Below are 13,093 nucleotides of genomic sequence, written 5' to 3' on the forward strand. Positions count from 1 at the left end.
CCGACGGCGCGGGACCCTACCGAGCGGTCGGGGGCCAGCGTTCGGTGATCATCGCGGTCATCTCGTCCACCCATGCATCGTCGAGCGTGGCGTCCCGGCGGATCAGGATGCGGAAGATGGCGGTGCCGGCGACCACCTCGGCGAGCATCGGCAACTCGTCGTCACCGCGGCGTTCCTGACCGAACCTCGTCTCGAATGCCCCCAGATTGCCGGCCAGACGGGCAATCATCATGCTGTGCACCTGCGGATCGGCGACGGTGTCGGCGATCAGCCCGGGCAGCGCCAACCGCACCTCGGGGCTGTCGAACATCTCGCGGACCGTCGCCACCAGCGCGCGGATGTCGGCGCGGATGTCGCCGGAGCCGTCCGGGGCGGGAACTTCCTCGGCGGCCAGCACGGCCTCGTGGACCAGCTGTGCCTTGCCCGCCCACCGGCGGTAGATGGCGGCGGTGGTGGTCCCGGCGCGCGCCGCGATCGCCGAGAGGGACAACCCGGAGTATCCGGTCTCGACGATCATCTCCCGGGTGGCGGTGATGATCGCGGCGTCGATTCGGGTGTCGCGCGGCCGCCCTGGCGACGGCGATGCGGCGCCGGCGACGTTGGCAGAGTCGGCAGAGCCGGGCGGGTCGACGCGCGACCTCTTGCCATCGCTGCGGCGTTCTGGTGTCATAGGCCAATCCTAATTCCAATACAGTGTGCATCGTATTTGAGGGAGTGTCGTGAACCTGAGTCCGCTCGACGAGTTCCCGATCCATCAGACGCCGGCGCCGGTGAGCTGGCCGGCCACGTCGGACCGGAACTTCTATGACCGGTCGTACTTCAACGTGCTCGACCGTGGCGGACGATTCATGGCGCTCACCGGAATCGGGTACTACCCCCGGCTCGGAGTCAAAGATGCCTACTTCGTCGTCCGTCGTGGTGACACCCAGACCGCGGTGCATCTGAGTGACGCCATCGACGACGACCGACTTCAACAGAAGGTCAACGGGTATCGGCTCGACGTGGTCGAACCGCTGCAGGAAATGCACCTGACACTCGCGGCGACGGAGGGGATCTCCGCGGATCTCAGATGGCGGGGCCTCTTCCCGGCAGCGCTCGAGCGGCACCACGAGATGCTGACCGAGCGTCGGGTGACGCTGCAGGCGTGCCGTTTTGCCCAGGTCGGCACCTGGGAAGGATGGATCGACGTGGACGGCGAGCGGCTGACGGTCGAACACGACACCAGCGTGGCCAGCCGCGACCGTTCCTGGGGAATTCGGCCGGTCGGCGAGCCCGAGCCGGCCGGGCGGCCCGACGCGGCGTTTCGTGGGATGTGGTGGCTGTACCTGCCGCTGGCTTTTGACGATTATCAACTGTTCCTGATCCTGCAAGAGGACCCGGACGGCCACCGCACCCTGTACGACTGCACTCGCCGCTGGCGTGACGGCTGCGTCGAACAGCTGGACGGGGTGCGTGTCACCGTCCACTACACGTCGGGTACGCGGATTCCACACGGTGCGCACGTCGAGTTCATGAACCGCGCTGGTGACCGCATTTGTCTCGATGTGGAGTCGAAGCTGTACGCGCCCATCGCTTTCGGTTCGGGCTATGGCGGCGACTCGACCTGGGCCCACGGCACATGGAAAGGCGGTCCGTTCACCCAGCGCGTGCATTTCGACATGACCGACCCCGAGGTGATGGCCCGTGCGCCGTTCAGTCTCATCGACCACGTGGCCGCGGCCGTGGTCACCGAATCCGACGGTCGGACCAGCGAGGGCGCGGGATTGTTCGAGCACGGCGTGATCGGTCCGCACCATCCGTCGGGGTTCGCCGACTGGACCGACACGGCTGGGTAGGTGAGCGGCATGAGGGTCATGACAGCGTTGTTCGGACCCGTGGATGCGGTGGAGCGCGCCACCGCATTGCGGGAGGCAGGCGCATCGGGGGTGTTCACCTTCGAAGGTCCACACGACGTGTTCACGCCGCTCGTCTCGGCGACCACGGTGACAGGACTCGACGTGATGTCAAATGTCGCGATTGCATTCCCCCGCAATCCGATCCAGCTCGCTCACCAGGCGAACGACCTGCAGTTGCTGGCCGAGGGGCGATTCATCCTCGGACTCGGCACACAGGTGCGGGCGCAGATCGAGAAGCGCTACGGCGTCGAGTTCGACCACCCCGTAGACCGGATGAAGGAGATGGTGGGCGCTCTGCGCGCCATCTTCGCGAGTTGGAACGACGGCGAGAGGTTGGACTTCCGTGGCGACTACTACCGCCACACGCTGATGACGCCGACCTTTGTGCCCGGGCCCAATCCGTACGGCCCGCCGCCGATCTACCTCGGTGCGCTCGGGCCGCGGATGACGCGGGCCACCGCCGAGGTGGCCGACGGTCTCCTGGTGATGCCGTTCGGGTCCAAACGCTTCCTGCACGAGACGACGATGCCCGGAGTACGTGCCGGGTTGGCGGCCGCCGGCCGCAGCGCCGACGACTTCGAGGTGGTGCCCGAGATCATCGTCTCCGTCGGCGACGACGACCACGCCTCCACCCGTATGTTGCTGGCCTTCTACGGTTCCACCCCTGCCTACCGGCCCGTGCTCGACGCACACGGCTGGGGTGACCTGCAGCCCGAACTGAATCTCATGTCCAAACAGGGCCGTTGGCAGGAGATGGCCACCCTCATCGACGACGAGATCCTGCACACCATCGCCGCCTGCGGGTCACCGGCAGAGGTGGCTGCGCACATCCGCGACCGCGTCGAGGGTGTGTCCGACCGGATCTGCCTGTATCAGCCGGGTCCCATTGCCGTCGACGCGCTCTCCGAGATCGTGGACGCGCTGCGATGACCCCGGTGACCCCGACCGCGATCGAACTCGATGACGTCACCGACGATTGCTTCGGCGGCAAGGCGGCGGGCCTCGCCGAGCTACGCCGCATCGGATTACCGGTTCCCGACGGTTTCGTCATCGCGGACGCCACCGTGGAGGGCGACCTCGAGGCGGTGACCAAGCGGTTCGCCCTGATGGAAGCGGCCGGGGCCACCCCGGTCGCAGTCCGGTCCTCGGCTGTGGGTGAGGACGGCGACGACCAGTCGTTCGCCGGCCAGTACGACACGGTGCTCAACGTGGACTCCGTCGAGGGCCTGGCCGCGGCGGTCCGCGCCTGCGTCGACTCCCTACACTCGCGCCGCGCGGAGTCGTACCGCGGCGCAGACGATGTGACCATGCATGTCGTCGTCCAGCAGATGGTCGACCCCCGCGCAGCCGGAGTCGTGTTCACCGCAGACCCGACCTCCGGCAGGCGAGACCTCATGGTGATCGACGCCGTCGCGGGGCTCGGCGAATCACTCGTCGACGGCACAGCGTCACCAGATCACATCGTCCTCGACGAGCAGGGCACACCCGTCATCCACGAGACCACCGCGACACCCGCGCTCGCCACTGCAGAGGTGGCCGAGATACGTTCCGGTGCACTACGGGCCGCGCAGCATTGGGGACGCCCGATGGATCTGGAGTGGGCGATCGACCAGAGCGGTGCGCTGTGGTGGCTGCAGGCGCGGCCGATCACGACGCTGCCCGGCGACCTGACCGAGATGGACTCGGCGGTCGCCGGCACCGACCACGTCTACACCCGGTGCAACATCGGCGAGATGATGCCGGGCGCCTTCTGTCCGCTCACCGCGGCGGTGTCCGGATACGCCATCGACTACGCAATGCAGCAGATCCAGGTCGTGGCCCGGGCACAAGAGGGCTACGACAGACCGTGGCTGCAGGTCGGCTATTTCTCCGGGCACATGTTCCTGAACATGACCGAGGGCACCGCCCTGAGCTCGGGCATCGTGGGCAACTCCCTTGAGCAATTCTCGATGTCGATCTGCGGCCGGGTCATCGACGAGCTGGTACCGAAACCTCCGCAGCCACTGCTCCGCAAGATCGGCAACACGATCCGGCTCAGCACTCATGCGTTGACGGTGGGGCCATCGATCCGCCGGGTCGATGAACAGATCGCCGCCTTCGCGGTTCCCGTGGGTGATGACCCGCGAGAAATGATGCGGCAGTTGGAAGACGGTGTACGCCAGTACTGCGACATCACTCTGACCCACGTGCGGTCGTCGTCGCGCGCGGCGGTGGCCGCCAACATCCTCGAGAGCGTGCTGATCCGCAAAGCCATCACAGCAGGACGAACCGAGGACGACGGCCGCGCCGAGGCGTCCCGGCTCATGGCCGGCGCCGCCGACGTCGAGAGCGCGGTGATGGTGGGCGAACTCGAGTCAGTGGTCCGCGCCGTCGCCGCCGACTCCGAACTCGCCGAGACGTTCCTGTCGGCCGCCCCCGACGATGCCGTTCGCGGACTGCAGGAGTACCCTGGTCCTGCCGGAATCGCGTTGCGACAGTTTCTGACTCGACACGGCCACCGTGGCTACCGCGAGCTGTGCATGCGCGATCCGTCCTGGGCGGACGACCCGGCCGGACTGGGCGCGATGATGCAGATCATGCTCCGCTCCCTCCTCGACGGCGGCGATGGCGAGGCCATGCCCGATGCGGCGCCCGCACCCACGTCGTCGACCATTCGGCTCCTGGCCAGGCTCGCGCAGGCCGGTGCTCGGGGACGCGAGCAGACCAAGTCGCAGATGGCCAGGATGGCCTATGCGCTCAAGCGCGGATACCACCATCTCGGTGAGGTGCTTGCGTCCTCGGGGCGGATGCCCGACGCCGATCTGGTGTTCTTCTTCGACCGGTCCGAACTGGATCGCGTCGTCGGATTCGGCGATATCACCGACCTGGTGGACCGCGCAGTGCAGCGGCGAGAGGCGCTGGCGTTCCAGGAGTCACTCGAGTTCGACGACGTATCGGTCGGACGTCCTACGCCACGCGTCATCGTGCCGCAGCGGGCCATGACCGGAGACGAGCTCGTGGGGCGGCCGGCGAGTAGGGGAACCGTGGAAGGCGTGGTGCGCGTGGCGAAGTCGATGGTCGATGCACGTGAGGTGCGACGTGGAGAGATCCTGGTCGCGCCGGTCACCGACGTCGGTTGGACTCCCTACTTCACCGTCATCTCCGCGCTTGTCACCGACATCGGCAGTTCCGTCTCGCATGGTGCCGTCGTCGCGCGCGAATACGGCCTGCCCTGCGTGGTGAACACCTTGATGGCCACCCAGGTGCTGCACACCGGCGACCGGGTGCGCGTGGACGGTGACCGCGGGGTGGTCACACGGCTTGGACCCGTGGGGTGACGGTGCTGCGATCGTGGCCGATCATCTGGCATGCCGCTGGTGCGTCCAGCTGTAGGTCGAGTCCGGCGCGGCGCCTTCGGCGCGACGTAGACTCGCGCTCGTGGGCACATCATGACCGGGCCGGGTGCCGACCCCATCACTGCCGGGGTCGCGGCGTCCTCTGCCGCCGGACGATGGCTGATCGCCGCCGCCGTACTCGGTTCGGGAGTCGCATTCCTCGACAGCACCGTGGTCAATGTTGCGCTCCCGGCGATCGCTCGTGACCTCGACACCGGCCTCACCGGGCAGCAGTGGGTTCTCGACGGTTACCTGCTGACACTCAGTGCACTGTTGCTGGCCGGAGGCGCCGCCGGCGACCGCTATGGGCGACGACGTCTGTTCGTCGCCGGTCTGTGGGTGTTCGCGGTCGCGACCACGGCCTGCGCGCTGGCGCCGACCGAGTCGGCGCTCATCGGTGCCCGTGTCCTTCAGGGCATCGGAGCGGCGGCGGTGGTGCCCGGCTCGCTGGCGTTGATCGATGCGGAGATCGCCGGGGAAGACCGCGGCCGAGCCATCGGGCTGTGGGCCGGAATGTCCGGTGCGACAACAGCCCTGGGACCGTTCGTCGGTGGCTGGCTGGTCGACACCGCCTCCTGGCGATGGGTGTTCTTCGTCAGTGTCCCGCTCGCGCTCGGGGCGATCTGGATCGCCATGCGGCATGTGCCGGAATCACGAGATCGGACCGCGACCCATCGGCTGGACGTCGCAGGCGCGATCGCGGTCACCGTGGGGCTGTCGGGGGTGATCTTCGCGCTCATCGAAGGACCGGCCCGCGGGTGGGGAGCCGGGATCGTGACGGCGATGATCGTCGGGCTGATAGCCCTCGTCGCGTTCGTGGTGATCGAACGGCGGGCCGCGGCACCCCTCTTGCCACTGAGTCTGTTCCGGTCGTGGCAGTTCACCGGGGCCAACCTCACCACGCTGATGGTGTACGCCGCCCTCGGTGGCGCGCTGTTCCTGTTGGCGCTGCAGTTGCAACAGAGTCTCGGATACTCGGCCACCGAAGCCGGACTCGCCACCTTGCCGAGTACCACCATCATGCTGTTCGGGTCGCCGCTGTCCGGTCGGCTCGCACAGATCACCGGACCGCGCCTGCCCATGACGGTCGGACCGTTGATCGCCGCAACCGGGTTGGCGTTGATGGCTCGGATCGTGCCGGGCGCAGGATATGTCGATGCCGTGCTGCCGGCCGTCGTCCTGTTCGGTCTCGGTATGACCATCACCGTCGCGCCGTTGACGGCGGCGGCGTTGGGCGCGGTCGCACCCGGACGCGCCGGAACCGCGTCGGGCGTCAACAACGCCGTGGCGCGGGTGGCCGGACTGCTGGCGGTGGCGGTGCTGCCGGTGGTCGCGGGCCTCGATGCGGGCCCGGGACAGCCGCTCGGATCGGGCTTCCCGACGGCAATGCTGATCGCAGCCGGTTGCTGTGCGTTCGGCGGTCTCGTTGCGGCGGTGAGCATCCGCTCCGGGATCGGCTTCACCCCGCACGTGCAGCCGGCGGTCAATCATGGGTGTCAGCAGCCGGAACCGGCCGCGGATCGTCACGCCGGTTGACACCGAAGGGCGCGCGGGACGGGTACACCGAGTCGATGACTGAAATCAGCCGCGTGAGCATGCTCCGAGGGGATATTCCCCTCGGCCGGCCCTCACGGTGCTGATTTCAGTCATCTCCGCCGTCGCCGACCCGACCAACTCACCTCGTCCGCTCGAAATCTGCCGCGAGCCGGCTGATGTTGCGCAGCGAGTTCTCCAGGTGGTCGAGACCGAAGGGCGGGAACTGAATGTACTCGCGGATGTGTGGCGGCACGTCGGTCCAGTCGTAGGTGAGAGTGACCTCGGTGGTGGTCGAGTCGATGGCCGTCAGGTCGTAGCGCCAGAACCACCCACCGAAATCCAGTTCGCCGTTGTCGTCCGGCTGTCCGGGCAGCCACGCGATGGCCTTCGGCGGGTCGATGACCGTCACCTGGTTGGAGATCCGGTAGTCGCCGTCCGGGTGATTCGCGTGATACATGTTCACCCGGAAGACCTGGCCGACCTCGGTCAACGGTGCCTGGTCGACGGCGTCGCGCACCCATCCCGTGCCGTCGACCGCACCGTGGGTGGACGGTTCGGCGAGCACGGCGAACACGCCTGTGATCGGCACATCGATGGTCAGAGTGGCGGTCACGTTCTCTCGGGGCATGCTGCTCGCTGCTCCTCTGGTCGGCGCGGGGAGGACATATGGGTAGACCGAGGTTCGCGGCCCAAATCACCGGTCGGAATAACCCGCGGGACCGCACAGTTGTAGATGTCCGACGGCGTTCGGGATCAGCTGCCCCGGGCCCCACCCCATTCGCCGCTTCGAGCGGCCGTTCGCCGAGAGGCGCACTGCCCGGACCCGTCGACCACGTACGAGGGCCGCCACCCGTTGGGTGACGGCCCTCGTCATGTGTGGATCTACTACGTCAGATCAGAGGTTGCGCTGCACGTAACTCGCCGCGTCGAGCGTCATCCCGTTCACCGAGTACAGCACATGCAGACCGTTCGGCTGCCCGACCGGCGATCCGTCACAGATGTTGTCACCCGGGATGCAGTAGCTCTTGGTGCGCGCCTGGTATTCGCGGTCGACCTGGATCTCCGGCGACCCGACATCACGCAAGAACCGGTCCGACGGCGGCGCGAACAGCACCACCGCGGCGACGTTGTCGGAGACGTTCGCCGGCAGCGGCGGCGGCACCTGGTTCTCGTACTCCCGGTACTCGGACGGGACATCGATGCCGGTCGCGGTGGTGAACCCGGCGACAACCGCGCCCTGCGAGTACCCGCCGAGCACGATGCGCGTGTTCGGGCAGGTGGCCGCGAGGTACTTGATCCGCGACTGCGCCGAGCGAACGCCGATGGCCACCGAGTTGGCGATGGCGAGACGGTCATTGAACCGGTCGCTGGCCGGATAGTTGACGCCATAGCTGCTGACCGACTTGCCGGGCAGCTGGGCGCGCACCGCCTCGGTGAACGAGACGCCGGTCAGACCCAGCGGGGGCGCGGGTTCGATGGTGCCGCGCGCGAAGATCACCTCCACGTCCGCGCACGGCGCGGCCTGTGCCTGCGCGTTCGTGAGGAACAACGAGCCGCTGAGCGCCGTGGCCAGACAGGCCAGTGACACCATCGAGCGGCGAGCGAGAGTCGAAACGGACATGAAGCGCACTCCTCGGGTCAGACGGTTTGATCCGGTTCTCACGTGATTCATTCGCTCGGGCTCGGCGGTCGGATGGGTCGTCTTGTCATCGAATGTAGCCATCGTGCGAGCTGCTGCGCCGCTGATCGCGCAGGGTTGTCCGGTATCGGCGGTTTGCGGGGGAGAGATTCACGCAAGCTGTCCGCTCCTGGCGAAATATCCCCGGGAACAAACATCCCGCCACCCAGGTTGAGCCCATCAGACTGAACTTTGGAGGTTTGATGTCGAACACGTATTCAGTGCCGGTCCTGTTCGTACCCGACCTGGTCGTCCTACCGGGGATGGTTGTACCGATCCCACTCGACGACGCGGCCCAGGCGACCGTGGACGCGGCCCGGGCAGGGGAGTCCGGAAAGCTGCTGGTCGCCCCGCGCCCGGACGACCGCTATCCCACCTACGGCGTGATCGCGTCGATCGTGCAGGTGGGACGTATCCCCGGCGGCGGAACCGCCGCCGTGGTCAAGGGTGAACAGCGCGCGCACATCGGCACCGGGACGACCGGGCCGGGCGCGGCCCTGTGGGTCGAGGTCACCGAGGTCGACGACCAGCCCGTCACCGACGAGGTCAGGCACCTCGCCGCCGAGTACAAGCAGTTGGTTCTGGCGATGCTGCAGCGCCGCGAGGCGTGGCAGATCATCGACGCCGTCAACAAGCTGACCGATCCGTCGGATCTCGCCGACACCGCCGGTTACAGCTCGTGGCTCACGGACGAACAGAAGCGCCGGCTACTCGAGACCCCCGACGTCGCCGAACGTCTCACGCTGCTGACCGAGTGGACCGGTGAACACATCGCCGAGACCGAGGTCAGTGACAAGATCGCCGACGACGTCCGCAGCGGAATGGAGAAGCAGCAGAAGGAGTTCCTGCTGCGCCAGCAGCTCAACGCCATCCGCAAGGAACTCGGCGAGGACGAACCCGACGGCGCCGACGACTACCGCGGCCGCGTGGAAGCCGCCGACCTGCCCGACAACGTGCGTGAAGCCGCACTGCGCGAGGTCGGCAAGCTCGAACGCGCCAGCGACCAGTCGCCGGAGACCAGTTGGATTCGCACCTGGCTCGACACCGTGCTCGACCTGCCGTGGAGCGTGCGGACCGACGACTCCACCGACATCACGGGCGCCCGCGAGATCCTCGACGCCGACCATCACGGTCTCGACGACGTGAAGGACCGCATCGTCGAGTACCTGGCGGTGCGTGCCCGTCGTGCCGACCGCGGGCTGCAGGTCGTCGGCGGCCGCGGCTCCGGTGCCGTGATGGTGCTGGCCGGCCCGCCCGGAGTCGGTAAGACGTCCTTGGGTGAGTCCGTGGCCCGTGCCCTCGGGCGGAAGTTCGTGCGCGTCGCCCTCGGCGGTGTGCGTGACGAGGCCGAGATCCGTGGTCACCGCCGCACCTATGTCGGTGCACTCCCGGGTCGGATCGTGCGTGCCATCGGCGAAGCGGGATCGATGAATCCTGTTGTGCTGCTGGACGAGATCGACAAGGTCGGCTCCGACTACCGGGGCGACCCGGCGGCGGCACTGCTCGAGGTCCTCGACCCCGCGCAGAACCACACGTTCCGGGATCACTACCTGGATCTGGATCTCGACCTGTCCGACGTCCTGTTCCTGGCGACCGCCAACGTCATCGAGAACATCCCGTCAGCGCTGCTGGACCGGATGGAACTGGTGACCATCGACGGTTACACCGAGGACGACAAGGTGGCCATCGCCCGCGACTTCCTGCTCCCGCGGCAGGCCGACCGTGCGGCGCTGACCGCCGACGAGGTGACCGTCGCCGACGACGCGCTGCGTGAGATCGCTGCGAACTACACCCGCGAACCCGGTGTGCGACAGTTCGAACGGCTGCTCGCCAAGCTGCTCCGCAAGGCTGCGACGAACCTCGAGTCAGGGAAGGCGCAGGCTCCCGTCGTGCTCGGGGAGTCCGACCTCAAGGACTACATCGGGCGGCCGCGGTTCACCCCCGAATCGGCCGAGCGCACCGCGGTGCCCGGCGTGGCCACCGGCCTGGCGGTCACCGGCATGGGCGGCGACGTCCTGTTCATCGAGGCCAACAGCAACGCCGGCGAGGCCGGGTTGAAACTGACCGGCCAGCTCGGCGATGTGATGAAGGAGTCGGCGCAGATCGCATTGTCGTACGTGCGTGCCCACGCCGACGAACTCGGCATCGATCGGGCCACGCTGGACAAGACGATCCATGTCCACGTGCCGGCCGGCGCGGTGCCGAAGGACGGTCCGAGTGCCGGCGTCACGATGGTCACCGCACTGGTGTCGATGGCGACCGGCCGGAAGGTGCGTGCCGACGTGGGTATGACCGGCGAGGTCACGCTCAACGGACGGGTGTTGCCGATCGGTGGGGTCAAGCAGAAACTGCTTGCCGCACAACGCAACGGCCTGTCGACCGTGTTCATCCCGCAGCGCAACGAGCCCGACCTCGACGATGTGCCCGCCGAGGTGCTCGACGCGCTCGAGCTCCGGCCGATGGTCGACGTCGCCGACATCATCACGCAGGCGTTGGAGCCGGTCGCCGACCGTGCGGCCACGGCTGCCTGAAATCTGGCCGGAACCACCGCGCAAGCGGCCCGAGGCGACGATAATCGGCCTCGGGCCGCTCCGCGGTGTCACCTCATCGCCGGGCGGCGACCTTCGAGGCAAAGGAGCCCGGCCGTGACCGATCTACCCACGATCACCGATGAGCAGATGAACGAAATGCTCTCGCACGCAAACCCGTACAGTGTGATGATCCTGAAAGCGGGACCGAAGTACGATACCGACGCCGCCGCCGCGGCGATCTGGGAACACGGACGACGCAACTTCGCGTTGCGTGCGGCCGGGGTGCTCTCGGTGGTGCTGCCCGTCGACGACGACTCGGACATCTGCGGAATCGGCATCTTCGACCGCGACGTCGACACGACGGTCGACCTCATGAACTCCGATCCCGGTGTCGCCGCGGGCGTCTTCGAGTTCGAGGTCCATCCGGCGAGGGGATTCCCGGGCGACGGTTTGCCGGTCGCGCAGGACTGACCCCTGGCTGGGCAACGTTCGCATAAGAGTCACGTGAGAAACCGGACCCACCTCTTGAGTTCACGGCGTGCGACCGGCGATCCTGAAGGCTGTGCGCCACAAGACGCTCACACTCCTCTCGGCGGCCGTGTTCGCGTTCGCGGCGGTCGGACTGGCCGTGGTCACCCACGACGAAGCGGCTGCCGCGCCGGCGGCCGGCAAGAGCACCGAGCGGGTCGGCACCGGCGCGAACCCGCGCACATTCGAGATGTACCGTCCCGCAGGACTGTCCGGTCCGTCCCCGCTCGTTGTCGTGCTGCACGGCGGCTACGGCAGCGGTAGGCAGGCGGAGAACTCCTATCACTGGGACGCACAGGCCGACCGCGGCAGGTTCGTCGCCGTGTTCCCCGACGGAGTCGGACGGTCCTGGAATGCCGGCACATGCTGCGGCCCGGCGCAGCAACGCGATGTCGACGACGTCGCCTTCATCCGCGCGGTGATCGAGCGTGCCGCAGAGCTGCAGCCGATCGACCGGTCACGCGTCTTCGTCACGGGAATGTCCAACGGGGCGATGATGGCCTACCGTCTGGCCTGCGAGACCGACCTCTTCGCCGCGGCTGCGCCGGTGGCCGGGACGCTGGTGACCGACTGCGCCGACGCCGCGCCGACATCGTTGTTGCACATCCACGGCACCGCCGACGAGTCCGTGCGCTACGGCGGCGGCCCGGGCCGGGCGCACAACATTCGCGGTACGGCGCGCGTCGACGGCGCGCCGGTGCCGCAGGCGGTCGCGACCTTTCGGCGTGCTGGTGACTGCCCAGAGCCGACAACCCGGCGGTCGGGGGAGACGATCACGTCGACCGCCGAGTGTCCCGGAGGGCGCACGGTGCAACTGATCTCGATCGTGGGTACCGGGCACCAATGGCCCGGTGCGAGTTCGCGACCCGTCGCATCTGTCCTCCGCCCGGGCGACAGACCGTCACAGGCGCTGGACGCGACCACCGCCATCTGGGACTTCTTCGCCGAGCACGGGCGGTAGCGGAGTCACCGCTCCGGAAACCGAAAAATGCGTGCGATGGCCGCGCGGATCATCGGCCGAGGAAAGTTCGACGTCGCGACCAAGGTCTGCTGCTGAATCAATCCGTCGATGAGCACGACGATCAGTTCGGCCGCCCGTTCGGAACTCTGCGGAGCGTAGGCGCGCACGAACGGCTCGGTGAACCCGATGAACGCCGTCCGATTGGTGATGACCTGCTTGCGGAGCTCGGCGTCGAACTGGGCCTCGACGAGCAGCGCGTGACGCGCCCGGACGGCGCCGCGGCCCTCGTTCGACATCGCCTCGACGAAATCGGTGGTGCAGTCGAGGATGACGTCGGTCGCGGCGTTCTCCCCGGCGTCGAGGATCGGACCGAACGTCTGAACCGCGATCGCGTACATCTGCTCGTACACCTCGGCCAGGGCGAGGGCGTTGAGACGCGATCTGGTGGGCGCGTAGTAGTTGACGGATCCGGCCGGCAGTCCGGCTGCCTCGTCGACGGCCCGATGTGTCAGGGCCCGCAGGCCGCCGGATGCGATCACCTGGAGTGCTGCCTTTCCGAGCAGCGCCTGGCGGTCAGTCATCGTCGGCCA

The 13,093-nt window shown here is 67.8% G+C and carries 11 protein-coding genes; 7 read left to right on the forward strand and 4 right to left on the reverse strand.

Features of this window, described 5'->3' with window-relative positions; translation table 11 throughout:
• Positions 1-16: 16 nt before the first annotated feature.
• On the reverse strand, positions 17-670 hold the full coding sequence (locus V1Y59_RS10905; RefSeq protein ID WP_330504985.1) for a TetR-like C-terminal domain-containing protein: 654 nt from the start codon (positions 668-670) through the stop codon (positions 17-19).
• 49 nt (positions 671-719) lie between these two features.
• Between V1Y59_RS10905 and V1Y59_RS10910 the strand changes: the two genes are divergently transcribed.
• The 4 genes from V1Y59_RS10910 to V1Y59_RS10925 all read left to right on the forward strand — a co-directional run bounded on the left by V1Y59_RS10910 (position 720) and on the right by V1Y59_RS10925 (position 6,805).
• A complete protein-coding gene (locus V1Y59_RS10910; protein ID WP_330504986.1) occupies positions 720-1,835 on the forward strand; it encodes an Rv3169 family protein in 1,116 nt (371 codons plus the stop codon).
• A gap of 9 nt (positions 1,836-1,844) precedes the next feature.
• A complete protein-coding gene (locus V1Y59_RS10915; RefSeq protein WP_330504987.1) occupies positions 1,845-2,825 on the forward strand; it encodes a TIGR03617 family F420-dependent LLM class oxidoreductase in 981 nt (326 codons plus the stop codon).
• Complete coding sequence (locus V1Y59_RS10920) at positions 2,822-5,212, forward strand: PEP/pyruvate-binding domain-containing protein (RefSeq protein ID WP_330504988.1); 2,391 nt, start codon at positions 2,822-2,824, stop codon at positions 5,210-5,212. The genes V1Y59_RS10915 and V1Y59_RS10920 overlap by 4 nt, the downstream gene beginning before the upstream one ends.
• Positions 5,213-5,323: 111 nt before the next feature.
• A complete protein-coding gene (locus V1Y59_RS10925) occupies positions 5,324-6,805 on the forward strand; it encodes a DHA2 family efflux MFS transporter permease subunit (protein WP_330504989.1) in 1,482 nt (493 codons plus the stop codon).
• 139 nt (positions 6,806-6,944) lie between these two features.
• Here V1Y59_RS10925 and V1Y59_RS10930 read toward each other — a convergent pair whose 3' ends face one another.
• Positions 6,945-7,433, reverse strand: a complete 489-nt coding sequence (locus tag V1Y59_RS10930) for an SRPBCC family protein (RefSeq protein ID WP_330504990.1) — start codon at positions 7,431-7,433, stop codon at positions 6,945-6,947.
• Positions 7,434-7,700: 267 nt separating this feature from the next.
• Complete coding sequence (locus V1Y59_RS10935; protein WP_330504991.1) at positions 7,701-8,426, reverse strand: cutinase family protein; 726 nt, start codon at positions 8,424-8,426, stop codon at positions 7,701-7,703.
• A 260-nt stretch (positions 8,427-8,686) separates the two neighbouring features.
• Between V1Y59_RS10935 and lon the strand changes: the two genes are divergently transcribed.
• The 3 genes from lon (at position 8,687) to V1Y59_RS10950 (ending at position 12,503) form a co-directional block, all read left to right on the forward strand.
• Positions 8,687-11,014: an endopeptidase La gene (gene lon, locus V1Y59_RS10940; RefSeq protein WP_330504992.1), complete on the forward strand. Its 2,328-nt coding sequence runs from the start codon at positions 8,687-8,689 to the stop codon at positions 11,012-11,014.
• 147 nt (positions 11,015-11,161) lie between these two features.
• Positions 11,162-11,485, forward strand: a complete 324-nt coding sequence (locus V1Y59_RS10945; RefSeq protein WP_330505166.1) for a hypothetical protein — start codon at positions 11,162-11,164, stop codon at positions 11,483-11,485.
• 67 nt (positions 11,486-11,552) lie between these two features.
• Positions 11,553-12,503 (forward strand): CE1 family esterase, encoded by a 951-nt coding sequence (locus V1Y59_RS10950; protein WP_431309150.1) that lies wholly within the window; start codon positions 11,553-11,555, stop codon positions 12,501-12,503.
• A gap of 5 nt (positions 12,504-12,508) precedes the next feature.
• Here V1Y59_RS10950 and V1Y59_RS10955 read toward each other — a convergent pair whose 3' ends face one another.
• Complete coding sequence (locus tag V1Y59_RS10955; RefSeq protein ID WP_330504994.1) at positions 12,509-13,084, reverse strand: TetR/AcrR family transcriptional regulator; 576 nt, start codon at positions 13,082-13,084, stop codon at positions 12,509-12,511.
• Positions 13,085-13,093: the final 9 nt, after the last annotated feature.

Origin of the sequence: Gordonia prachuapensis (assembly GCF_036350515.1) — a bacterium.
Taxonomy (GTDB): domain Bacteria; phylum Actinomycetota; class Actinomycetes; order Mycobacteriales; family Mycobacteriaceae; genus Gordonia; species Gordonia prachuapensis.

Coding starts and splice junctions, on each gene's coding strand:
- V1Y59_RS10905 (WP_330504985.1), bottom strand. CDS start 670: ATGACACCAGAACGCCGCAGCGATGGCAAGAGGTCGCGCGTCGACCCG.
- V1Y59_RS10915 (WP_330504987.1), top strand. CDS start 1,845: ATGAGGGTCATGACAGCGTTGTTCGGACCCGTGGATGCGGTGGAGCGC.
- V1Y59_RS10920 (WP_330504988.1), top strand. CDS start 2,822: ATGACCCCGGTGACCCCGACCGCGATCGAACTCGATGACGTCACCGAC.
- V1Y59_RS10925 (WP_330504989.1), top strand. CDS start 5,324: ATGACCGGGCCGGGTGCCGACCCCATCACTGCCGGGGTCGCGGCGTCC.
- V1Y59_RS10930 (WP_330504990.1), bottom strand. CDS start 7,433: ATGCCCCGAGAGAACGTGACCGCCACTCTGACCATCGATGTGCCGATC.
- V1Y59_RS10935 (WP_330504991.1), bottom strand. CDS start 8,426: ATGTCCGTTTCGACTCTCGCTCGCCGCTCGATGGTGTCACTGGCCTGT.
- lon (WP_330504992.1), top strand. CDS start 8,687: ATGTCGAACACGTATTCAGTGCCGGTCCTGTTCGTACCCGACCTGGTC.
- V1Y59_RS10945 (WP_330505166.1), top strand. CDS start 11,162: ATGAACGAAATGCTCTCGCACGCAAACCCGTACAGTGTGATGATCCTG.
- V1Y59_RS10955 (WP_330504994.1), bottom strand. CDS start 13,084: ATGACTGACCGCCAGGCGCTGCTCGGAAAGGCAGCACTCCAGGTGATC.